Source organism: Streptococcus sp. Marseille-Q6379, from assembly GCF_965119505.1.
The window spans coordinates 269,450-291,514 of the sequence record NZ_CBCPLV010000002.1 but is presented as its reverse complement, the minus strand read 5'-3'; the positions used below and the strand labels follow the sequence as shown (position 1 = coordinate 291,514).

At 39.0% G+C, this 22,065-nt stretch carries 21 protein-coding genes; 14 read left to right on the top strand and 7 right to left on the bottom strand.

Going from position 1 to position 22,065, the window contains the following annotated elements:
* Positions 1-142 precede the first annotated feature (142 nt).
* Entirely contained in the window at positions 143-1,018 is an 876-nt protein-coding gene (metF, locus tag ACWPVZ_RS08105) for a methylenetetrahydrofolate reductase [NAD(P)H] (RefSeq protein WP_347104989.1), read from the top strand.
* A gap of 138 nt (positions 1,019-1,156) precedes the next feature.
* On the opposite strand, the gene ACWPVZ_RS08100 is transcribed toward metF, so the two are convergent.
* The 4 genes from ACWPVZ_RS08100 to ACWPVZ_RS08085 all read right to left on the bottom strand — a co-directional run bounded on the left by ACWPVZ_RS08100 (position 1,157) and on the right by ACWPVZ_RS08085 (position 4,779).
* Positions 1,157-2,875 (bottom strand): phospho-sugar mutase, encoded by a 1,719-nt coding sequence (locus ACWPVZ_RS08100; RefSeq protein ID WP_347104991.1) that lies wholly within the window; start codon positions 2,873-2,875, stop codon positions 1,157-1,159.
* An 81-nt stretch (positions 2,876-2,956) separates the two neighbouring features.
* Complete coding sequence (locus ACWPVZ_RS08095) at positions 2,957-3,529, bottom strand: ECF transporter S component (protein WP_084914458.1); 573 nt, start codon at positions 3,527-3,529, stop codon at positions 2,957-2,959.
* Between the two features lie 28 nt (positions 3,530-3,557).
* The gene (gene coaC / locus ACWPVZ_RS08090; protein ID WP_037600829.1) at positions 3,558-4,103 is read right to left on the bottom strand and encodes a phosphopantothenoylcysteine decarboxylase; all 546 of its coding nucleotides are present in this window, start codon (positions 4,101-4,103) and stop codon (positions 3,558-3,560) included.
* The gene (locus tag ACWPVZ_RS08085) at positions 4,096-4,779 is read right to left on the bottom strand and encodes a phosphopantothenate--cysteine ligase (protein WP_037600832.1); all 684 of its coding nucleotides are present in this window, start codon (positions 4,777-4,779) and stop codon (positions 4,096-4,098) included. The genes coaC and ACWPVZ_RS08085 overlap by 8 nt, the downstream gene beginning before the upstream one ends.
* Positions 4,780-4,974: 195 nt before the next feature.
* Between ACWPVZ_RS08085 and ACWPVZ_RS08080 the strand changes: the two genes are divergently transcribed.
* The 3 genes from ACWPVZ_RS08080 to ACWPVZ_RS08070 all read left to right on the top strand — a co-directional run bounded on the left by ACWPVZ_RS08080 (position 4,975) and on the right by ACWPVZ_RS08070 (position 8,923).
* The gene (locus ACWPVZ_RS08080) at positions 4,975-6,645 is read left to right on the top strand and encodes a formate--tetrahydrofolate ligase (RefSeq protein ID WP_247924893.1); all 1,671 of its coding nucleotides are present in this window, start codon (positions 4,975-4,977) and stop codon (positions 6,643-6,645) included.
* Between the two features lie 198 nt (positions 6,646-6,843).
* Positions 6,844-7,518: a response regulator transcription factor gene (locus tag ACWPVZ_RS08075; RefSeq protein WP_049546057.1), complete on the top strand. Its 675-nt coding sequence runs from the start codon at positions 6,844-6,846 to the stop codon at positions 7,516-7,518.
* Positions 7,508-8,923, top strand: coding sequence for a sensor histidine kinase (locus ACWPVZ_RS08070; protein WP_454381776.1), 1,416 nt, complete (start codon positions 7,508-7,510; stop codon positions 8,921-8,923). The genes ACWPVZ_RS08075 and ACWPVZ_RS08070 overlap by 11 nt, the downstream gene beginning before the upstream one ends.
* An 85-nt stretch (positions 8,924-9,008) precedes the next feature.
* On the opposite strand, the gene rpsT is transcribed toward ACWPVZ_RS08070, so the two are convergent.
* On the bottom strand, positions 9,009-9,245 hold the full coding sequence (gene rpsT, locus ACWPVZ_RS08065) for a 30S ribosomal protein S20 (protein WP_037597891.1): 237 nt from the start codon (positions 9,243-9,245) through the stop codon (positions 9,009-9,011).
* A 69-nt stretch (positions 9,246-9,314) separates the two neighbouring features.
* Positions 9,315-10,235 carry a type I pantothenate kinase gene (coaA, locus tag ACWPVZ_RS08060; RefSeq protein ID WP_037597889.1) on the bottom strand — a complete coding sequence of 307 codons (921 nt, stop codon included), beginning with the start codon at positions 10,233-10,235 and terminating at the stop codon, positions 9,315-9,317.
* 112 nt (positions 10,236-10,347) lie between these two features.
* Here coaA and ACWPVZ_RS08055 point away from each other — a divergent pair, with 112 nt between their 5' ends.
* The 8 genes from ACWPVZ_RS08055 (at position 10,348) to ACWPVZ_RS08020 (ending at position 18,098) form a co-directional block, all read left to right on the top strand.
* Complete coding sequence (locus tag ACWPVZ_RS08055) at positions 10,348-10,938, top strand: class I SAM-dependent methyltransferase (RefSeq protein ID WP_048790412.1); 591 nt, start codon at positions 10,348-10,350, stop codon at positions 10,936-10,938.
* The gene (locus ACWPVZ_RS08050) at positions 10,935-12,212 is read left to right on the top strand and encodes a pyrimidine-nucleoside phosphorylase (RefSeq protein ID WP_454381775.1); all 1,278 of its coding nucleotides are present in this window, start codon (positions 10,935-10,937) and stop codon (positions 12,210-12,212) included. Before ACWPVZ_RS08055 ends, ACWPVZ_RS08050 begins: the two co-directional genes overlap by 4 nt.
* Before the next feature lie 34 nt (positions 12,213-12,246).
* Positions 12,247-12,909 carry a deoxyribose-phosphate aldolase gene (deoC, locus tag ACWPVZ_RS08045; protein ID WP_048790410.1) on the top strand — a complete coding sequence of 221 codons (663 nt, stop codon included), beginning with the start codon at positions 12,247-12,249 and terminating at the stop codon, positions 12,907-12,909.
* Complete coding sequence (locus ACWPVZ_RS08040) at positions 12,896-13,294, top strand: cytidine deaminase (protein ID WP_004184113.1); 399 nt, start codon at positions 12,896-12,898, stop codon at positions 13,292-13,294. The genes deoC and ACWPVZ_RS08040 overlap by 14 nt, the downstream gene beginning before the upstream one ends.
* 67 nt (positions 13,295-13,361) lie before the next feature.
* Positions 13,362-14,426 carry a BMP family lipoprotein gene (locus ACWPVZ_RS08035; protein ID WP_338390383.1) on the top strand — a complete coding sequence of 355 codons (1,065 nt, stop codon included), beginning with the start codon at positions 13,362-13,364 and terminating at the stop codon, positions 14,424-14,426.
* 115 nt (positions 14,427-14,541) lie between these two features.
* Positions 14,542-16,080 carry an ABC transporter ATP-binding protein gene (locus tag ACWPVZ_RS08030; protein ID WP_454381774.1) on the top strand — a complete coding sequence of 513 codons (1,539 nt, stop codon included), beginning with the start codon at positions 14,542-14,544 and terminating at the stop codon, positions 16,078-16,080.
* A complete protein-coding gene (locus ACWPVZ_RS08025) occupies positions 16,073-17,140 on the top strand; it encodes an ABC transporter permease (RefSeq protein WP_004184109.1) in 1,068 nt (355 codons plus the stop codon). Before ACWPVZ_RS08030 ends, ACWPVZ_RS08025 begins: the two co-directional genes overlap by 8 nt.
* A gap of 1 nt (position 17,141) precedes the next feature.
* Positions 17,142-18,098, top strand: a complete 957-nt coding sequence (locus tag ACWPVZ_RS08020; RefSeq protein WP_060971361.1) for an ABC transporter permease — start codon at positions 17,142-17,144, stop codon at positions 18,096-18,098.
* 105 nt (positions 18,099-18,203) lie between these two features.
* Here the strand turns inward: ACWPVZ_RS08020 and ACWPVZ_RS08015 are convergent, their stop codons facing one another.
* The gene (locus tag ACWPVZ_RS08015; RefSeq protein WP_201709707.1) at positions 18,204-18,839 is read right to left on the bottom strand and encodes an MBL fold metallo-hydrolase; all 636 of its coding nucleotides are present in this window, start codon (positions 18,837-18,839) and stop codon (positions 18,204-18,206) included.
* Positions 18,840-18,934: 95 nt separating this feature from the next.
* Here ACWPVZ_RS08015 and ACWPVZ_RS08010 point away from each other — a divergent pair, with 95 nt between their 5' ends.
* A complete protein-coding gene (locus ACWPVZ_RS08010) occupies positions 18,935-21,421 on the top strand; it encodes a bifunctional DnaQ family exonuclease/ATP-dependent helicase (protein ID WP_454381773.1) in 2,487 nt (828 codons plus the stop codon).
* Between the two features lie 157 nt (positions 21,422-21,578).
* Positions 21,579-22,061, top strand: coding sequence for a cell wall elongation regulator TseB-like domain-containing protein (locus tag ACWPVZ_RS08005; protein WP_201709709.1), 483 nt, complete (start codon positions 21,579-21,581; stop codon positions 22,059-22,061).
* Positions 22,062-22,065: the final 4 nt, after the last annotated feature.

Here is a 22,065-nt window from a genome sequence, read left to right as displayed (position 1 = left end):
AGAAGGTTTTCAATAGCTAATAATATTCTAAAGATTTTTGCAAGCAGGCTATGATTAACAAGTGTACGCTACTTATGAAGTCAGTAGACACTTAAAACTGCTTTTGTCTTAACAAAAATCTAAAAAGAAGAAGGTATAAAATATGACAAGCCAAACACCATCACTCTCTTTTGAAGTCTTTCCACCTAACCCAGCAGTGGGTAATGAAAAAATTCTACGTGCCCTCGAGGATATGCAAGGATTGGCCCCACACTTTATCAGTGTGACAGCTAGTAATAACAAATATAATATCAAAGAGACGACGGTTCCTTTGGCAGATCATATTCAAAATGACCTAGCTATCCCAACGATTGCTCACCTTCCAGCTATCTATTTGAGTAAAGAAAAGGTTGCTGATACCTTACGTGACTTGGATGCTGTTGGTGTACACCGTATCTTAGCCCTACGTGGCGATATTATTCCAGGTGTGGAACCTCTTAAAGATTTTAGATATGCCACTGATTTGATTGAGTTTATCAAGGACAAAGCTCCTCAATTTGATATCATCGGTGCCTGCTATCCTGAAGGGCATCCCGATTCAGCAAATCAAATCTCTGATATCCAAAACCTCAAGAAAAAGGTTGATGCAGGTTGTTCTAGTCTTGTAACCCAACTCTTCTTTGACAATGAACGTTTCTATGATTTTCAAGATAAATGTACCTTGGCAGGTATTGACGTACCAATTCATGCTGGGATTATGCCTATCTTGAATCGTAACCAAGCTCTACGTTTGCTTAAGACTTGTGAAAATATCCATTTGCCACGTAAGTTTCGTGCCATTTTGGATAAGTATGAACATGATCCTGAGTCACTTAGAGCGGCAGGTCTTGCCTATGCTATTGACCAGATTGTCGACCTTGTTACGCAAGATGTTGCAGGCGTTCACCTCTATACCATGAATAATGCAGAAACTGCTCGTCAGATTCATGAAGCTACTCATTCTTTGTTTAAGCATCATTCACAAGTTGGTGCTCTATAATTGAATCATAAAAATACCACCTATAGATCTATCTATAGGTGGTTTCGTGGTTTTAGTATGAAAAAGGTGACTTGCTTACCTAATCCTAGTATTGTCATGTATAAAAAAGACTCAGAGCTTAGCTCTAAGTCTTAAGTATTATTCGCCTACGAAAGCATTGATTTCTGCTTCGATGTTAGCAATTTTTTCTTTAGCATCTGCTTCAGATTCACCAACTGTAGCAATGTAGAATTTGATTTTTGGTTCTGTACCTGAAGGACGAACGGCAAACCATGAATCATCAGCCAAGATGTATTTAAGTACGTTACTTGGAGGAGTTGTTAATTTTTCAACGCCGTCAGCAGTAGTAGCTGTTTGTTCCAAGAAGTCTTCTGTCTTAGCAATGTCTGTATTATTGAATTGTTTAGGAGCATTTCCACGGAATTTATCCATGATTTTCTTAATTTCAGCAGCTCCGTCAACACCTGAAAGGGTAACAGAGATTGTTTTTTCTGCGAAGTAGCCGTATTGTTTGTAGATTTCTTCGATACCGTCTGCCAAAGTCATACCACGTGAACGGTAGTAAGCAGCAATTTCAGCTACGATAAGAACGGCTTGGATAGCATCTTTGTCACGTACGAATGGTTTGATTAGATAACCGAAGCTTTCTTCGAAACCAAGCATGTAAGTGTGGTTGTGTTGTGTTTCAAATTCATGAATTTTTTCACCGATAAATTTGAAACCAGTCAAAACGTTAAACATAGTCGCGCCGTAGCTTTCTGCAATCTTAGTTACCAACTCAGTTGATACGATTGATTTACAGAGGGCAGCATTTTCAGGAAGCGTACCAGCTGTTTTGTGAGCTTCAAGAATATATTTAGCAATGATAGCTCCGATTTGGTTACCAGAAAGGTTGAGGTAAGAACCGTCTGGTTGGCGGATTTCAACACCAAGACGGTCAGCATCTGGGTCAGTTGCAACCAATACATCAGCGTCTACTTTACGACCAAGTTCTTCAGCAAGAGCAAAAGCAGCTTGGCTTTCAGGGTTTGGAGATTTAACAGTTGAGAAGTCAGCATCTGGAACAGCTTGAGCTTCAACAACTTGAACTGCTTCAAATCCAGCTTGCGCAAGAGCACGACGAGCCAACATTTCACCAGTACCATGAAGTGGAGTGTAGACAATCTTCATGTCGCGACCGTATTCATTGATCAAGTCTTGGTTGATGTTAACACCTTTTACTTCTTTCAAATATTCAGCGTCGACGTTTTCACCGATAACTTCAATCAAGCCACTGGCTTTGCTTTCGTCAAGGTCAGCCAATTGGACAGTGAATGGATTTTCGATAGCACGGATGTAATCTGTCAATGCATCCGCATCTGCAGGTGGCATTTGTCCACCATCTTCACCGTATACTTTGTAACCATTAAATGGAGCAGGGTTATGGCTAGCTGTTACCATGATACCTGCAAATGTGTGGAGGTGACGAACAGCAAATGACAATTCAGGTGTTGGACGTAGGCTTTCAAATACATAAGATTTGATACCATGAGCAGCCAAAACTTGAGCAGATTCAAATGCAAACTCAGGAGAGAAGTGACGGCTATCGTAAGCGATAGCAACACCACGTTTTTTAGCTTCTTCCCCTTTTGAGTCGATCAATTGAGCCAAACCTTCAGTTGCTTGGCGAACAACGTAAATGTTAATACGGTTAGTACCAGCACCAATCAAACCACGCATACCTGCAGTACCGAATTCAAGGTTGGTATAGAAGGCATCTTCTTTCGTTTTTTCATCCATTGCGGCCAACTCATCACGAAGGTAAGCAGGCAATTCAGCGAAGTCGAGCCATTTTTGATAATTTTCAGTGTAAGACATAGCAATCTCCTTTATATTTTTAAACGCTTACATTATACCATAATTAAAAGAAAAAAACATGGTAATCACCATGTTTTTTCTTTATTTTTTCAATCTTAATAACACAGGTGTGATACTTAGGGTTATCAGGCCAGCGATAATCATTTCAGCAATCGAATTTGTTGTGAAAATGGTTGCCATTAGTGTTTTTCCACCCGCTGTGTAGAAGTTAGGGATTAAGAAGTAGATGCCAATAAGTACGAAAAATGTATTTGTGAAAGCACCTAAAACCCCAGATAGAATCAAACCTAGACGGTTTTGAAGTAACTTGTAGACAAAGTAGGGGAAAATACCGATTAGGATGCGAGGGACGATGGCAATGACTGCAGATGCCCAAGTTCCCCCTTCAACAAAGGGACTAAAGAGATAGCTACTAACCGTATAAATGATTGTGTTACGAACAATACTCATAATTCCCATGAAACCACCCAAATAGGCTCCAATTTTAGGACCATAGACGATACTAGCAATAATAACTGGGATGTGCGTTAGGGTTGGTTTAATTGGAAGTACAAAAGCGGCAAAGATGGTTTGACTAAGTACTTCGATAACAACCATAGTCGCTATCAAGAGCGCTAACTGCGCTGTTTGGTTTGCTTTATTTTTCTTATTCATCATAAACTCCTTTTTATTCTCTACAAGGCTATTTTGTTAAAGCATTGTCAATGGATTCAATAATGTCATCGATATCAGCTAAGGCACCGCGTCCCGTATCTCCACAAGCCAGTAATCCTGATTTTGGAAGAATTTCTTGGTAGCCAAGGTCATGCAAAGTATCTAAATTTTTCCTAGTCAATGGATTTTCATACATTTTCGTATTCATTGCAGGGGCAATTAGTTTTGGGGTAGTGTTAGGTAAAGCTAAAGCAGTAGCAGTAAGCATATTATCAGCCATACCATGTGCTAATTTTGCAATGGTATTTGCTGAAGCTGGAACTACAATAAAGAGGTCAGCTTCTTTTCCTAAGTCAATATGATTAATACGTTCAGCTAATTTTTCTTCCATGACATCAGTGTGAACGGGGTTCTTCGAGAGAACTTGAAGTGTCAGAGGGGTGATAAAGGCTTGAGCAGCTTCAGTCATAATGACGTGAACGTCATAACCTTTTTTCTTTAACCTGCTTGTTAGATCAGCTGCTTTATAGGCGGATATTGATCCTGAAACAGCAAGGATGATACGTTTAGTCATGGCATATCCTTTCAAATAAAGCTTGAGCAATTGCAGATTTAGTCGTAACTTTCTCCTCGTTTTTTTCGTCAACAAGATAGGCAATATGCTGATCTGGAGTAATATCACTCAAGTCGTTGGCAACAATAATATCAGCTTTGTTGCGTTTCAGACTTGCACGAGCAACCTCAAAAAGCTCTTCTTTTCTTACATTAACCAAAAGTTTGAAGCCAATCAATTGAATATCAGGATTCCATTGTTTGACGAGGCTAATGACCTTCGGTGTTTTTTTAAGAAAAAGAACCTGATAATCAGAAGCCGATGATATCTTGCTTTCAGTGTTAGATTTATGCAAGAATTGAGCGAGATCTTCGGTGTCCTCCAGTTCAGCAAAATCCGTCATATAAATAGGAGTATAATCAGAGACTGCCATACTATGTATAAGAACATCGTGCTCTTTGACGAGTGGCTCCATCTTTTTGAGAAGACTTTCTACGTTCGTAATTTCTGTAATCTTTAGATTTTCTTTCGGTTCTGGTTTAACCGCTGTCTTGGTCGTTACTAAGGTTACTTGGTGACCCTTAGCCAAGAAAAGTTCAGCGATTTCCTTTCCTAGATAACCTGTTGAATGGTTTGTGATTCCACGTACAGCATCAATCTTTTCAGTGGTACCACCCGATGTAATCAAAATTTTCATAGTAGTATTGTACTAAAAATTGGGTCTTTAGTAAATAAAAGTAAGTATTTTTTTGAGGCGTACCCCTATAAATTAAAGTTATAACGATTTATAACAAAACAAAAACCGAACATTGAAAAGTAATTAACCAAAAATAATGCGTTTTTTATTAAACTCTGATATAATAGATTTTAGAAAAATATAGAGGAGTGTCTCATGAAAACAGATATCGAAATTGCTCAAAGTGTAGAATTAAAACCAATCACAGAAGTAGTTGAAAAAGTTGGAATCGGCTTTGACGATTTGGAACTCTACGGAAAATATAAGGCAAAATTGTCATTTGATAAAATCAATGCTGTCAAAGACAATAAGCCAGGAAAATTGATTTTGGTGACAGCTATCAACCCAACACCAGCTGGTGAAGGGAAATCAACCATGTCAATTGGTCTTGCAGATGCTCTTAACAAAATTGGTAAGAAAACAATGATTGCCCTTCGTGAACCATCTCTTGGTCCTGTTATGGGGATTAAAGGTGGTGCTGCAGGTGGTGGTTACGCACAAGTCCTTCCGATGGAAGATATTAACCTTCACTTTACAGGGGATATGCACGCTATCACCACAGCTAATAACGCTTTGTCTGCTCTCCTTGATAATCATATTCACCAAGGAAATGCACTAGGTATTGACCAACGTCGTATTATCTGGAAACGTGTGGTTGACCTTAATGACCGTGCGCTTCGTCATGTAAATGTTGGTCTTGGCGGTCCCCTTAACGGTATTCCACGTGAAGATGGTTTTGATATTACTGTTGCATCTGAAATCATGGCGATTCTTTGCTTAGCTACTGATATTAAAGACCTTAAAGAACGTTTGGCTAACATTGTAGTTGCTTACCGTTATGACCGTACACCTGTTTATGTGCGTGATCTTGAAATCGAAGGTGCGCTTACACTTATTCTTAAAGATGCCATCAAACCTAACTTGGTACAAACAATTTATGGGACACCAGCTTTGGTACACGGTGGTCCATTTGCCAACATTGCTCATGGATGTAACTCAGTTCTAGCTACATCTACAGCGCTACGTTTGGCAGATTATACAATTACGGAAGCAGGTTTCGGTGCTGACCTTGGTGCTGAAAAATTCCTTGATATCAAGACTCCAAACCTCCCAACAACTCCTGATGCTGTTGTTATTGTTGCGACACTTCGTGCCCTTAAAATGCACGGTGGGGTAGCCAAAACGGACCTCTCTGAAGAAAATGTTCAAGCTGTTCGTGATGGCTTCGCTAACTTGAAACGTCATGTGGAAAATGTTCGTAAATTCGGTCTTCCTGCAGTCGTTGCTATTAACGAGTTTGTTGCTGATACAGAAGCTGAAATTGCAGCCCTTAAAGAACTTTGTGCAGAAATCGATGTTCCTGTTGAATTGGCTAGCGTTTGGGCTAATGGTGCTGATGGTGGTATTGACCTTGCCAACGCGGTAGTTGATGCTGTTGAAAATGGGAATGCTGACTATAAACGTCTTTATTCTGATGATGATAGCTTGGAAGAAAAAATCACTAAGATTGTTACTGAAATCTATGGTGGTAAATCAGTTGTCTTCGAGAAAAAAGCTAAGAACCAACTTAAACAATTTGCAGAATTCGGTTGGGATAAATTGCCAGTATGTATGGCCAAAACACAATATAGCTTCTCAGATAACCAATTCTTACTTGGAGCACCAGAAGGCTTTGATATCACTATCCGTGAATTTGTTCCTAAAACAGGTGCTGGATTTATCGTAGCTCTTACAGGTGATGTTATGACCATGCCTGGTCTTCCAAAAGCACCAGCAGCCCTCAAGATGGACGTAGCTGAAGACGGAACAGCTGTTGGTTTGTTCTAAGAAGAAATATCGATATAAAACAGTACCTATTGGTGCTGTTTTTTCGTTTCAGTTATGAAAAACTTAAGGAAAGTATAGTAGACTGAATCTAAATAAAAGAAGATCAAAGCACTAGATGATTATGTGTATTTTAGATATAATGATAAGACTTAGTCAAAGTGTTCTTTGTATCTTTGACACCTAACAAGGGGGATAACTATGATTAAAATACTACTAGTAGAAGATGATTTGAGTTTGTCCAACTCAGTTTTTGATTTTTTAGATGACTTTGCTGATGTTATGCAGGTCTTTGATGGTGATGAAGGCCTCTACGAAGCTGAAAGTGGCGTCTATGATTTGATTCTTTTAGACTTAATGTTACCTGAAAAAGATGGTTTCACTGTTCTTAGAGAATTACGTGATAAAGGTGTAACAACTCCTGTACTTATCATGACTGCTAAGGAAAGTCTAGACGATAAGGGACACGGCTTTGAACTGGGGGCAGATGACTATCTAACCAAACCTTTCTACTTAGAAGAGTTGAAGATGCGTATTCAGGCACTTTTGAAACGCTCTGGTAAATTTGACCAAAACACACTTTCTTTCGGTGATGTTCGTGTCAATCTTGCTACAAATTCAACCTTTGTGGGGGATAAAGAGGTAGAACTTCTTGGTAAAGAGTTTGATTTATTAGTTTATTTCTTACAAAATCAGAATGTGATCTTGCCTAAGTCACAAATTTTTGATCGTCTTTGGGGATTTGATAGTGATACTACGGTATCAGTTGTTGAAGTATACGTTTCTAAAATTCGTAAGAAACTTAAAGGAACAGACTTTGCTGCCAACCTCCAAACCTTGAGAAGTGTGGGGTACATTTTGAAGAATGCTGACTAAATTTTTCAATTATCTCTTTAGGAGAATGAAGTCAGAAGGATTTAAGTCTTTTATTCATTTCTTTGCCACTTTTTCTGGTATTTTCCTTGTCATGACTGTCATGATTTTGCAGATTCTGAGTTACGGTGTTTATTCCAATGTGGACTCTAGTCTGAAAATGGCAGCAACTAAGACCAATTCTTATTTAGAAATGGAAATGCTAAAACGGGAACTTTTTCTGACTTCTGAGGTAGATCAAAATAATACGACAACCATCTACCAAGCCTATGATACTAAAGGGTCGACAGATGAAACACCTGACTCGAGTGGCTCTAAAAAAGAATCTAAGAAGAAATCAAAGATGGAAGATGCCCCACACGATTTATCTGTTGCGGCGAATACCAGTGTCTTAGTGCTTGATAAGAATGGAAAAGTCCTCAATGTCGTTGACAAATTTTCTAGCTTATCCAATTTACCAATAGATAAAAATAACATTGATGTTATCAGCAAGGGAAGCGCTCAGAATTATTTCGATCAAACCGAAAAGTATCGCCTGATTACTGAAAAAGTAGATAATAGTCTCTATCCTGATGCTAAGTACCTTGTTATTGCGATTAATACAACTCAATTGGAAGAAGCCACTGAACGTTATGTCAAGCTCATTGTCATCATGATGAGTTTCTTCTGGCTCCTATCTGTTGCGGCTAGTATGTATTTGGCCAAGTGGTCAAGACGTCCTATCCAGGAAAGTCTGGAGAAGCAGAAGGCATTTGTTGAAAATGCCAGTCACGAGTTACGGACACCGCTTGCTGTGATTCAAAACCGATTAGAAGTTCTTTTCCGCAAGCCTGAGAGCACCATTTTAGATAATTCAGAGAATATTGCTTCAAGTCTTGATGAAGTACGTAATATGCGTCTGTTGACGACAAATCTCTTGAACTTGGCTCGTCGTGACGATGGTATTAAGCCGGAAATCGAAACCTTAGAACCTGCTTTCTTTGATACAGTATTTACCAATTATGCCATGATTGCTGAAGAAAACGAGAAAGGATTTACGGCCCAAAACCAAGTTAGTCGTCCAATCCATACTGATAAAACGCTATTGAAGCAGCTAATGACCATATTATTTGATAATGCTATTAAATATACGGAAGATGATGGACATGTTACCTTTACTGTTCGCACTAATGAGCGCCATCTTTATATTTCGGTAGCTGATAATGGTCCTGGTATATCAGATAGTGATAAGAAAAAAATCTTTGATCGATTTTATCGAGTAGATAAGGCTAGAACCAGACAAAAAGGTGGGTTTGGACTGGGCTTATCACTAGCGCAACAAATTGTTTTAGCTCTTAAAGGAACAATAATTGTCAAGGACAATCATCCGAAGGGGACTATTTTTGAAGTTAAAATTACTGGAGTTTAATTAATAAAGAAAACCTGCTAGCTTATCGTCTAGCAGGTTTTTATGTTATAAGGTAATAAAAAAAACTCCTAAATGGAGCTTTCAATTAGTTAGCCAATTTAGCTGCAAGACGTGATTTATCGCGGCTTGCTTTGTTTTTATGAATCAAACCTTTAGAAGCGGCTTTATCGATGCTAGCAGATGCAGCACGGTAAGCTTCTTCAGTTGGGTTAGCGTTGAATGCTTTGATAGCAGTACGCAAAGCTGATTTTTGAGCTGAGTTTTGTTCGTTTTGTTTAACGTTAAGTTCAGCGCGTTTGATAGCTGATTTAATATTTGCCAATGTTTTCACCTCCAAAATTTATCTAACTATGTCATTATACGTTATTTTAGACCCCTTGGCAAGCTTTTTCTATTTTTTTAAGTGGATGAAGTCGATTTTATGATTGTCTCCCTTATGAAGAATCAGTTCGGCTCGGCTTCGTGTAGGTTCGATATAATTTTCCAGGTTAACTAAATTGATATCACGCCAAGTTTTTTGTGCTAAAGATAAGGCTTCATCTTTACTAAATTTAGTAAAACGATGGTAATAGTTATTTTCATCTTTCTTGGCGAGCTCAAGAAGGGTTTGAAAACGTTCGAGATACCATGATTCGATATTATTAACTTCAGCATCAATGTAAAGAGAAAAATCGAAATAGTCACTCATGTAGAGTCGTTGGTTAATAGGATTCTGGAAAACATTAATCCCTTCGACAATCAAAAAATTGGGCTGTCTGATTTCTTGTGTAAGACCTGGTACAATATCATAAATTTCATGGGAGTAAACAGGAATATTGACATCACCACCATTTTTTATAGTATCTAAAAAATTGAGAAGAAGCGGCATATCGTAGGATTCAGGGAAACCCTTACGGTTAAGGATGTCTTTTTCTTTCAAGACTTGGTTAGGATAGAGAAAGCCATCGGTTGTTACAAGTTCAACCTTAGATTGGGGGAAGGTACGTTGTAACAAGAGTTGAAGCAAACGACTGGTAGTGGATTTGCCAACAGCAACTGAACCAGATACCCCAATAATAAATGGACGATTAGTCTGTGATTTTTGTAAAAAGATACTCTTAGAAAAGGTTAAATCATTGGCCGTTTTCTGATAGATACGAATGAGATTGATAAGGGGAAGATAAATATCACTAACTTCTTGCACATCGATCTTATCATTAAGGCTACGAATGGAATCAAGTTCTTCCGCAGTCAATGGGGCATTACCTTCTTTATGAAGACGTTGCCACTCCTTACGTGATATCGTTTCGAAATTGATAAATTCATTTAACATAGCTAACATTATAGCAGAAAAAAAGCCGGAATGTAAGCCTTATCATATCACTAGCCTTACTTTGGTATTTATGATACGATAAAGGGAAAAGACTATCTAGAAGGAAAAAATAATGTCAAAAATGTATTATGCTGAGACGCCAGATGCGGCTCACGATATTCATGATTTAAAGGTAAATTTGTTAGGAGAAAGTTTTCAGTTTTATACGGATGCTGGGGTTTTCTCTAAAAAAATGATTGATTTTGGAAGTCAAGTGCTTTTGAGTGCCTTAGATTTGGAAGCTGGAAACACATTATTAGATGTGGGCTGTGGCTACGGTCCTCTTGGTATTAGTTTGGCTAAGGTACAAGGAGTCAAAGTCACAATGATTGACATCAATAGTAGGGCAATTGATTTAGCGAAACAAAATGCTGAACGAAATAAGGTTGAAGCTACTATTTTCCAATCGAATATCTATGAAAATGTTACTGGAAGTTTTGACTATATTATTTCTAATCCACCTATCCGTGCTGGAAAGAAGGTGGTTCATCAAGTTATTGAGGAGGCATATGATTATCTCAATCAAGGTGGGAACTTAACTATTGTTATTCAAAAAAAACAAGGAGCTCCGTCAGCTAAAGCTAAGATGGAGGATGTGTTTGGTAATGCTGAAGTCGTTAAAAAGGATAAAGGATACTATATCCTTAGAAGTGAGAAAATATGAGAACAGTTGATTTAATTGAAAAGAAAAGAGATGGTGGCGAGTTAAGCACAGAAGAAATTTCATATCTCATTAATGGCTATGTGTCTGGGAAAATTCCAGACTATCAGATAGCTGCACTGGCGATGGCAATTTATTATCAAGGTATGTCTATTCGTGAAATCCATGATTTGACCACTGATATGGTTGCTTCAGGTGAACAATATGATTTGTCAGAAATTCCAGGTGTTAAGGTGGATAAACATTCGACCGGTGGTGTTGGTGATAAGGTAACCATCATCCTTATGCCACTTGTAGCTAGCTTTGGTGTTCCAGTAGCTAAGATGAGTGGTCGTGGTCTTGGACATACAGGTGGAACGATTGACAAATTAGAGTCTATCAAAGGCTATCAGGTTGAGCGTAGTAAGGAAGAGTTCATTCAGCAAGTTAAAGACATTGGAATCTCCCTCATTGGTCAGTCTGAGCATTTAGTTAAGGCTGATAAACTTCTTTATGCCTTGCGTGATGTCACTGCAACAGTAGATTCCATTCCTCTAATCGCAAGCTCTGTTATGTCCAAAAAAATTGCAGCAGGTGCTGATAAGATTTTACTGGATGTTACTGTTGGTCAAGGTGCTTTCATGAAAAACATGTCTGATGCCGAAAAATTGTCAGAGACCATGGTTGCATTAGGACATGAGGTTAATCGTGAAACAATTGCAGTTATTACAGATATGAGCCAGCCACTAGGTAAAGCTATTGGTAACCGCTTAGAAATCACTGAGGCTATTGAAATTATGCAAGGTAAGGGACGTGAAGACATCACTGACTTTATCTGTGAGTTAGCTGAGATACTATTAGATTTAGCCCAAGTTGAAGCTAGTCAGGAAGAGATTCGTCAGCACTTAGTGGGTGGAAAAGCCCTTTCTAAGTTTGAAGAACTCATTCAAGCTCAGGGTGGTGATTTGACTGATCTTTATCGTCATAGCAGTGCTCCTGTCGTGACAGATATTCATGCTCATGAAACAGGTTACATTAAAGAGTTACCTGCTATGGCATTTGGAAAATTTGCCATGCAATTAGGAGCAGGTCGAGCTACGAAGTCAGATAGTCTTAATTATGAAACAGGAATTGTATTTGAAAAGAAAGTTGGCGATGCAGTAGCTCAAGGAGACCTTATTGCCAAGGTCTATAGTCAAGAAATTTTATCTGAAAAAATGCTGACTGAATTTGAAAAAAATGTTATTATTGATAGTGAATGTAAAGAAACGACAGAAATATTAAAGATAATTCGCTAAGCCTTAATTTTATACTAATCAAGGAGTTTTGTTTATGTCTGTTAATAGCTATATTGACCATACCTTACTAAAAGCTGATGCTAATAAAGAACAGATTCTTTCCCTAATTGATGAGGCTAAGAAGTATGAGTTTGCCAGTGTCTGTGTTAATCCAACTTGGGTTAAAACGGCAGCTGAATTGCTTAGAGATAGTTCTGTTAAAGTTTGTACAGTTATTGGTTTCCCTTTGGGAGCATCGACCTCTGCAGTTAAGGCTTTTGAAGCCAAGGATGCTATTGCCAATGGTGCAGATGAAGTTGATATGGTAATTAATATCGGTGCTCTTAAATCTAGAAATCTTAAATTAGTCGAAGACGACATTAAAGCTGTTGTTGAAGCTAGTGGAAGAAAACTTGTAAAGGTTATAATTGAAACTTGTCTTCTGACCGATGAAGAGAAGGTCGAAGCTTGCCAATTAGCAAAACTGGCAGGTGCAGATTTTGTGAAGACCTCTACTGGTTTTTCTACTGGTGGCGCAACAATTGAAGATATTGAACTTATGCGAGAGGCTGTTGGTCCTACTATGGGAGTCAAGGCATCTGGTGGAGCACGCACACTTGAGGCAGCTCAAGCCTTTATCAAAGCTGGTGCAACCCGTATTGGTACTTCGTCAGGAGTTGCCATTATGAAAGGTCAAGAAAGCCATGATAGCTACTAAAAAAGAGCAAGTAATAAAAGCTGCACAAGAAGCAGCTGAAAATGCCTATGTTCCCTATTCTCGTTTTAGAGTTGGAGCAGCATTGCTTACAAAGGATGGGCAAATTTTTAAAGGCTGTAACATTGAGAATGCCTCATTCGGATTGACCAATTGTGCAGAAAGGACAGCCATTTTTAAGGCGGTATCCGAAGGGTACAGAGATTTTGAATGTCTTGCAGTCTACGGAGATACCAAAGATCCCATCTCACCATGTGGTGCTTGTCGCCAAGTAATGGTTGAATTTTTAAAATCTGATTCTAAAGTGATTCTTATCGCTGAAGATAACTCGACAGTCGAGATGACAGTCGGAGAGTTGTTACCATACTCTTTTACGGACTTACAATAGTCTAGTTGTTTTATTCTTTATTAAGCAAGTTTTCTTGCAAGTTATAGGAGGAGTGTTCAAGATGAAATTGAACAAGAAAATTATCGGACTTGGCCTTGTTGCTGTAGCAGCACTTGGTCTTGCAGCATGTGCACGTGGCGGACGCGGTGGATCATCAGCTGATTCAAAAGTTAAAGCTGCTATCGTTACAGATACTGGTGGGGTTGATGATAAATCATTTAACCAATCAGCATGGGAAGGTCTTCAAGCTTGGGGTAAAGCTAACAAACTTGAAAAAGATTCTGGCTACAATTACTTCCAATCTGGTTCAGAGTCTGACTTTGCAACAAACTTGTCTTCAGCACAAAGTCAAGGCTACAACCTCATCTTTGGTGTTGGTTTTGCTCTTCATGATGCAGTAGCAGATGCAGCTAAAGAACACGAAGATGTGAACTATGTAATTATTGACGATGTTATTAAAGACCAAAAGAACGTTGAAAGCGTTTTGTTTGCCGATAATGAAGGTGCTTACCTTGCAGGTATCGCAGCAGCTATGCAATCAAAAACAAATAAAGTTGGTTTCATCGGTGGTCAAACATCAGATACAATTACACGTTTTGAAGCTGGTTTCACAGCTGGTGCTAAGTCAGTAAAACCTGACATCGATGTACAAGTTCAATATGCTGAATCATTCTCTGATGCTGCTAAAGGGACAACAATCGCTTCAACAATGTATGCTTCAGGCGTTGACGTAATCTACCAAGCTGCTGGTGGTACTGGTACTGGTGTCTTCACAGCTGCTAAAGAAGTTAACGAAAAACTTGATGCTGAAAGCGATAAGAAAGTATGGGTAATCGGTGTTGACCGTGACCAAACAGCAGAAGGTAATTATACATCTTCAGACAAGAAAAAATCTAACTTTGTTTTGACTTCAACAATCAAACAAGTTGGTACAGTTGTTAAAGATATTGCTAACGGACAAGTCAAAGGCGATAAATTCGAAGGTGGTAAAACTAAGACTTACGGTATCAAAGACGGTGGTGTTGACATTGTAACGTCTAATCTTCCTTCAGATATCAAGGATTCAGTAGAAAAAGCTAAAGAACAAATCAAGAATGGTGAATTGAAACCAACTGATGGTCTTAGCAAATAATAGTTAAGTATAAGTCTTTATAGAACTTAGACTGAGACAAATTTTTGTCTCAGCAAAGGGAAGCAGTTAATGATCCCCTTTGCTGAAATAAAAATTATTCTTGGAAGGAGATTGTATGACGAAGCCAAATGTCATTGAGATGCACGATATTACCAAAAAATTTGGTGAATTCGTGGCAAATGACCATATCAATCTTGATGTGAGACAAGGAGAGATCCATGCCCTCCTCGGTGAAAATGGTGCAGGTAAGTCAACTTTAATGAATATGCTTTCAGGTCTTTTGCAACCTACGAGTGGTACCATTAAGGTTAAAGAACAAGAGGTGACGATTGATTCACCATCTAAAGCAACGAAACTGGGGATTGGGATGGTTCACCAACACTTTATGTTGGTTGAAGCTTTTACAGTTGCTGAAAATATCATCCTGGGTAGTGAGGTAACTAAAGCTGGTGGTGTCCTTGATATGAAGAAGGCTATCAAGGAAATTACTGAACTCTCTGAAAGATACGGTCTTGCGGTAGATCCAACTGCCAAAGTTGCAGATATCTCTGTTGGTGCTCAACAGCGTGTTGAAATCCTTAAGACTTTGTATCGTGGGGCTGATATTTTGATCTTCGATGAGCCGACTGCGGTATTGACTCCGTCTGAAATTACTGAACTTCTAAACATTATGAAGACCTTGGTTAAGGAAGGCAAGTCAATTATTCTGATTACCCATAAGTTGGATGAAATTCGAGCAGTTTCTGACCGTGTCACTGTCATTAGACGTGGTAAATCAATTGATACGGTAACGATTGAAGGGTCAACAAATGCTGACTTGGCCGAAATGATGGTTGGCCATCAGGTTTCCTTCAAGACAGAGAAAATTCCTTCAAATCCAAAAGAAGTTGTTCTTTCTATTAAAGATTTGGTGGTTAACGAGAACCGAGGAATTCCTGCTGTTAAAAATCTATCATTAGATGTTCGTGCTGGTGAGATCATCGGTATTGCCGGTATCGATGGCAATGGTCAGACAGAACTTGTCCAAGCGATTACAGGACTTCGTAAAGTTAAGTCAGGTGATATAACCATCAAGGGTGAATCGATTATTCATAAGACAACTCGTCAGATTACTGAAATGAGTGTTGGTCATATTCCTGAAGATCGTCACCGTGATGGTATGGTCCTTGAAATGACAGTTGCTGAAAATATCGCTCTTCAAACCTACTACAAAGAGCCAAATTCTAAGAATGGTATCTTGAACTATAATGTCATCAATGCTAAAGCGCGTGAATTGATGAAAGAGTTTGATGTTCGTGGTACAGGAGAGTTAATTGCTGGTGGTGAATTGTCAGGTGGTAACCAACAAAAAGCTGTTATCGCTCGTGAGATTGACCGTGACCCAGGACTTCTTATTGTAAGTCAACCAACTCGAGGTCTTGACGTTGGTGCCATTGAGTACATCCGTAAACGTATTATCGCAGAACGTGATAAAGGTAAGGCTGTGATTGTTGTCAGCTTTGAATTGGATGAAATTCTTGATATGTCAGACAGAATTGCGGTTATCTATGATGGTGCAATTCAGGGAATTCTAGATCCTGCTGAAACGAATAAGCAAGATCTTGGTATTCTTATGGCTGGTGGACAATTGAATAAGGAGGAAGCAAATGTCTAAAAAAGTACAAAATTGGGCAGTTCCTTTAATTGCTGTCCTCTTGGGAATGCTGATTGGAGCCGTTTTGATGTTGATTTTCGGTTACGATCCATTCTGGGCTTACTATGATCTTTTCACAACGGCCTTCGGCTCATTGAAAAATATTGGTGAAATTCTTCGCGCCATGAGTCCGCTGATTCTGATTGCACTAGGATTCTCTGTTGCATCTAAGGCAGGTTTCTTTAACGTTGGTTTGCCAGGACAAGCCTTGGCAGGATGGGTTTCTGCCGTATGGTTTGCTTTGTCATTCCCTGACTTACCAAAGGTGATTTCAGTTATCTGTACAGTCATTATCGGTCTGGTTGCAGGTGGTATCGCTGGGGCTATTCCAGGTATTCTCCGTGCTTACTTGGGAACTAGTGAGGTCATTGTTACCATCATGATGAACTACATCATTTTGTATGTAGCAAACAATATTATTCGCTTTGGATTTACAGCTGATATGTTGCGTTCTTCAGAAGCTTCTAACAAGGTTGTAGCCTCAGCTAGTTATCAAACAGAGTATTTATCTCAAATAACTGGTGGTTCGCGTTTCAATATTGGTTTCTTCCTGGCTCTTGCAGCTGCCTTCTTAGTTTGGTTCTTGCTTAAGAAAACAACAACTGGTTTTGAAATCACATCTGTAGGTCTTAATCCTCATGCTTCAGAGTATGCAGGGATGTCATCTAAACGTGTTATTATCATGTCAATGATTATCTCAGGTGCTCTATGTGGTCTTGGAGGTACAGTAGAAGGACTTGGTACATTCCAAAATGTCTTCGTTCAAAACGCTTCATTGGCTATCGGTTGGAACGGTATGGCGGTTGCGCTTTTAGCGTCTAACTCACCTATCGGTATCCCATTTGCCGCCCTTCTTTATGGTGTTTTGTCTATTGGTAAGAGTGGTATGATTGGTGTTCCACCTGAAATTATCGATGTTGTTTCAGCCTTGATTATCTTCTTTGTTGGTGCTAATTACATCATTAGATATTGGGTTCGCCCTCGTCATAAATCAGTGAAAGCTAAAGGAGGACAAAACTAATATGGACTTTATTACAATTATAGCCTTAATTGTTGCCTCTATGTTGAAATATTCAGCACCATTGATTTTTACAAGTATCGGTGGAACTTTCTCTGAACGAGGCGGTATCGTAAATGTCGGCCTTGAAGGAATTATGGTAATTGGTGCTTTCGCAGGTGTTCTCTTTAACTTGACTTTTGCAGAAAGTTTTGGAGATGCGACACCTTGGATTGCTGCGATTGTAGCAGGTCTGGTTGGTGTTCTCTACTCATTGCTCCATGCTGTTGCGACAATTAACTTCCGAGCTGACCATGTTGTCTCTGGTACAGTGTTGAACCTTATCGCACCATCTTTGGCAGTGTTCTTGACACGTGTTATCTATGGTGCTGGTCAAACACCTGCTATCAGTCATAACTTTAAGACTGTATCCTTCCCAATCTTGGATCATGTCCCTTTCTTGGGTAAAGTTTTCTTCACTAATGTTTCTTTGGTAGCATATGTTGCTATCTTGGTTTCAGTAGCATCATGGTGGCTCATCTTTAAGACACGCTTTGGTTTGCGACTTCGCTCAGTTGGTGAACACCCACAGGCAGCAGATACACTTGGGATTAACGTCTATCGTATGCGTTACTATGGCGTCATGATTTCGGGCTTCCTTGGTGGTGTTGGTGGTGCGGTTTATGCACAATCAATCTCAAACAACTTTGCCGTTACAACAATTGCAGGTCCTGGTTTCATCGCCTTGGCTGCTATGATTTTCGGTCGTTGGAGCCCAATTGGAGCTATGCTCTCAAGTTTGTTCTTTGGATTGTCACAATCATTGGCAATCATTGGAAAACAGCTTCCACTCATTTCACATGTACCAAATGTGTATTTGCAAATTGCACCATATATCTTGACAATTATTGTCTTGGCTGCTTTCTTCGGTAAAGCCGTTGCACCTAAAGCAGATGGTGTTAACTATATCAAATCTAAATAGGCACTCTACAGTGTCTCAGATAAGAAGGTCTATCGGCCTTCTTTTTTATTCGAGTAAAAAAAGCTTGTCAATACTCACTAAAGTAGGTCTGACAAGCTTTTGTTTTTATGAAAAATGTGGGTTAAAGACCTTCTCATGACCAATAGTGGTATCCCATCCATGTCCTGGGAAAACTTTGTAGTGGTTAGGAAGTGTAAAAAGTTGCTCTTGAATACTAGTGAGTAATTGTTCGTGGTTCCCTGTTGGAAGATCCCAGCGTCCAATTGTTTCTTTAAAGAGGGCATCACCAGAAAATACAGTTTCTTCTCTATTAAAAATAAAAGAAACACCTCCAATAGAGTGTCCTGGAGTTGGAACAACTTTAAACTGAAAGTTCTTGATGTTATAATCTTCAGTAAAATCGAAGTAGTGTTCTGCAGGATTGACAATAACGTCTTCCATATCGTCGTGACGTGGGAGTCCAGATAAATTATCAATAGGACTCATCAACCAGTCTTTTTCAGCTTCAGCAACATAGACAGGAGGATGATTATATGCCTGACGGACTGCCTCAACACTCATAATGTGGTCGTAGTGTGTATGTGTCAAAAGGATAGCAGCAACTGGTTTGTCGATTGCTTTAAGTTCAGCTAAGATAGCAGAAGTATCACTTCCTGGATCAATGACTAGACAGGCTGTATCGTTTTCTAAAATATAGGTGTTTTCCTGGGCAACAGGATTTAAAATTCGTCTTATTTTCATAGTTCTAGTGTAGCACGAATTTCAGGCTTTTTCCAATATCAGAATGATGGCTTTGTCTTTTTTTGGTGCTTTGTATATGCTATAATAAGGTCACTATGAGTGAAAAAAACACGAATAAATATGCCATTGTTGATTTGGAAGCAACCTCCGCTTCGTCAACGGCTAGTATTATACAGGTGGGAATTGTTATCATGCAAAATGGTCAGGTGGTTGACGAATTTGCGAGTGATGTTAACCCACACCAAGAACTCGATGAGCACATTGTTCATTTAACAGGAATTTCCGATCAGCAGTTGGCCCAAGCCCCAGATTTTTCAGAAATTGCCAGAACAATTTTTGAACTGATTGAGGACTGTATTTTTGTTGCCCATAATGTTAAATTTGATGCCAATTTGCTTGCAGAGGCACTTTTTATGGAAGGTTTCGAATTAAGGACGCCTCGTGTTGATACGGTCGAATTGGCTCAGGTCTTTTATCCAACGTTCGAACAGTATAAGTTATCTCATTTATCCAAGGTTCTTAATCTTGACTTAGCTCAAGCCCATACCGCTATTGAAGATGCGAGAGCGACCGGACAGCTTTTGTTTCATTTGATGGATAAGATTGCCAGCCTACCTAGACAGACCATTGAGATACTTTTGACTTTTTCAGATAATCTTCTTTTTGAGACTGAGTTGGTTATTCGTGATGCCATAAGAGGTCAAAATTTAGGTCTTTCAAAGGAATATGTCATGCTTGAAGAATCTGGAATTGTTCTTCGTAGACCTGTGGCTTATAAGGCGGAACGAAAACTGTCTCAAGATTTTGCTACCAATATTGCTCTCTTAGATTTAGAGTCAAGACCTAAACAAAGAGAGTTTGCTGAGACAGTAAGGAAGGAGCTTGATAATACTGCTATTTCCATGATTCAGGCTCAGACTGGAATTGGGAAAACCTATGGCTATTTGCTTCCCTTGTTAGCACAATCTGATGTCGATAAAGTAGTAGTAGCTGTTCCAACCAAGCTTCTTCAAAATCAGATTATGAATCAGGAAGCTAAAGCATTATCGGATGTCTTTAATATTAACTTTCATAGTCTCAAAGGACCTCAGAATTATATCAAGTTAGATGCCTTTTACCAGACCTTACTTCGTCAGGACAGTAACCGTTTGATTAATCGTTACAAAATGCAACTCTTAGTTTGGTTGACTGAAACGGAGACAGGAGATCTTGATGAAATCAGACAAAAACAGCGCTATATGGCTTATTTTGATGAGATTAAGCACGATGGTAAGTTAAAGGTGGACAGTCTTTTTGCTGAATATGATTTTTGGCAACAGTCCTACCAAAAAGCCCAAGAAGCTAGGGTAGTTGTGACCAATCATGCTTATCTTTTGACGCGTATGGAAGATGATCATGATTTTGTTCGAGGAAAAACTCTTGTGATTGATGAGGGACAAAAGATGGTTCTGGCTTTGGAACAATTTTCACGTCATCAAGTCAATCTTACAGTTCTTTTGCAACATATCCATCGTATTCTTGATAGTGGTAATCAAACCTTACTTCAACAACGCTTGCTCGAAAATTTGCAGTTTGAAATTAGCCATCTAATCCAAGAACACCAACAATTTCCTCAGAAGCAGTATAATCGCCAACAATTAGACCGTTTGCTACAAACCATTTCTGAACTGGAAGGTGAAAATGATTTGATGGAGATGTTGTCTCCACTGAAGACACCCCTTTACAGCCATTTTTGGCTTGAAACAGACTACTATCAGGAACATCGTGTGACTTATTTAAAGGCGTCACGTCAAGAACTCTTAGAACTTTCAGCTTATCTACCAAGTGCTCAAAAAGTGATAATTGTTTCAGCAACTATTGATGTAGGACCTGATGTTGATGTGGCTGATTTGTTGGGCTTAAAACAGGTACGCAAGGTTAGCCTTCCAATGGACACTTTACCCAATCAAGCTATTTGGATTGATCAAAGCATGCCTATGATTGGAGTTTCTTCTGAGGAGGAGTATGAGGTTGCTCTTGCAAAGCGTCTCCAGAAGCTATCTGAAATGGAATATCCAATTTTAGTACTATTCACGTCTCGAAAGAGTATGATGGCTGTTTCGGATTTATTGGATCATAGGGAAGTTCGTCACCTAACTCAAGAGAAAAATGGGACAGCTTTTAATGTCAAAAAACGTTTTGATAGAGGTGAGACCAATCTCCTTCTTGGTATGGGGTCATTCTGGGAAGGCGTTGACTTTGCTCAACAAGATAGGGTAATTGAGGTTATTGCACGTCTGCCGTTTGACAATCCTAAGGATCCTTTCTATCAAAAGATTGAATCTTGGTTTTCTAAGCAAGGAAAGAGTACCTTTGAGAGTTACAGTCTTCCAATGACGGTTTTACGTTTCAAACAAGCTATCGGACGTGCCCAAAGACGCCCAGAACAGCGTTCAGCTATTCTTCTTATGGATAATCGCCCACTCGTTAAGAGCTATGGAAAACTATTTCTAAAAGAAGTCACACAAGAAGTGGTGCTTAAGTATGCTAAGTTTGAGCAAGTCGAAGAGGATATTAAGGATTTCTTAGAAAAGGAAAGTTAACTTTTTTAAACAAATCTTCTCTAAGATTACTCAGGCTTTATGAATTTTACTGAGTTATAAAAAAGATAGACTTAATTGCTCAATACTAGCTATATTGCTATGTAAAGATTTATCATTTTCTGATATAATAAATTCAGAAACTTTTTTAGGAGGCATTATGCGTAAACAACGTTCACCTTGGACAAAAAAGCAACAGCTCATTTTTGGAATAATTGTAATCGTTGTGACCTTAATTGCCTCTGTGACTGCTATTCTTATTGTAGCGACTAAGCCTTACGTAGACGCTGAAAAGAAGGTTATTGCCATAGCAGAGAGCAAAGCAGGCATAAGGACTGTTACTGAATTTGATATTTACCATGGTGAGTCTACCTATTACGGACTTCTTGGAAAGTCTAGTAAAGGTGAGAAGCTGGCTGTTATCATGAGTCCTGATTCAGGTGTGGTTGATATCTACAAGCAATCTGATGGTATTAGTAAGTCAGTGGCTAAAAAAGCTGCTAAGGCCTATGGTGCTAAGGAGATATCCTATGTCCACCTAGGAAAATATGGCAAAACTCCTATTTGGGAAGTGAAGTCGGGAACCCAGTATTATCTGGTTGATTTTATCTCAGGTCAGGTTATTAAAGTGGAAGGACTATAATGAA